At 66.5% G+C, this 1190-nt stretch carries 1 protein-coding gene; it reads right to left on the bottom strand.

Annotated features, from left to right (window positions below):
- Window positions 1-250, bottom strand: a 250-nt coding sequence (locus tag EOL86_15270; protein NCD26930.1) for a hypothetical protein, incomplete at its 3' end; no start/stop codon positions are given.
- Window positions 251-1190: the final 940 nt, after the last annotated feature.

The following is a 1190-nucleotide window of genomic DNA, read 5'->3' as shown; positions in this document are numbered from 1 at the left end:
TGCCCAAGTTATTTTTAATAGGGAACGAAAAAAGGCATTCTTCCAGGGCCGTGGCCTCGGGTTCGCACGTGTTGGGAGACGTGGCGTTTCCTTCTGTTTTCAGGTTGGGCAAGTTGGGCAACTTGGGCGAAGCCTTGCCATTCCTGGCTTCAGGCGGCCCAAGTTCTTCTTTTTGCGGGTTGGGCAGGTTGGGCAGGTTGGGCGGGGCCATGCTGTCCACCAATAATAGGAGGCGGTCCACGTCGATCATGGCGTGTCCTCCCCGGCATCCGGAGCTATCCGGACCACATAGGCCCGGACCCGGCCCACGTCTGGCAGGACTACTTTTTGGGCCAGGCTGGCGTCATTACGGGCCAGGAGCCCGGCCCGATCCAGGGCACGGGCCGCCTGTTGCGGATTGCGGCCCCCGAAAATGGCCGCCCACTGTTCCTTGGTGAAAACGAATTGTTCTTCGCCGGCCAGCGTGGTCCGGCGGAATCCTGCCCGCTCCACGACGCGATCCAGGGCGTGACCGGGCACAATGTCATCCGCGCCCGCGCCGATGACCTGGAACCTTGAGGCCCCATATCGCGCGATATATCCCCGGATTGTGGCCAGGGCCTGCATGTCCTCGCTGTCACCCATACCACCGCGCGCGGCCAGCCATGCGCCCAGACAGGTCCGGGCAGCATAGAGGCTCTCGCCCTCGGCCCACGGCACCAATCCCGCCTGGGTGGCCAGTTCGCCGGCCAGCCCGATCAAAGCGAACCGCTCCGCCACGCGCACCACCTGCCCGGATTCGGCGCCGGCGGCCCACTGTTCCGCCGTCCGGCGGATGACCGCCCGCAGATCCCGCGCCGCGTCCTGGTGGCCGGCCAGGTAGTCTACCCATGCCCGCCCGAGTGTGCCGTGGGTCTCGGCACAGGCGGCCTTGATTGCGTCGGAAAATTGCGCCGCCGTGGCGTGTCCATGCAGCTCCTCCCATGCGCCCATACCCTGCCCGGCGTCCGCCGGGATATCCACCAGGCGCACTTCCTGCCCGGCCCTCGGTTGCTGCCCGGCCTCGGTCAGGCGGTCGGCTAGCGTCGGCTCTCCGGTGGATAGGACCATTGTCGTCCAGGACCGCGCGGCCCGCGTGCTGCCGTCCACGTTGGCGCGCATTTTTCCGCGTCCATTCAGGAGCAGATAGGCGGCTTCGTCGAGGGCGCGGA

The organism is Deltaproteobacteria bacterium (assembly GCA_009930495.1).
Lineage (GTDB): Bacteria > Desulfobacterota > Desulfovibrionia > Desulfovibrionales > Desulfomicrobiaceae > Desulfomicrobium.
Note: the sequence above shows the minus strand (reverse complement) of the source record. Positions and strands in the feature narration are given on the sequence as shown.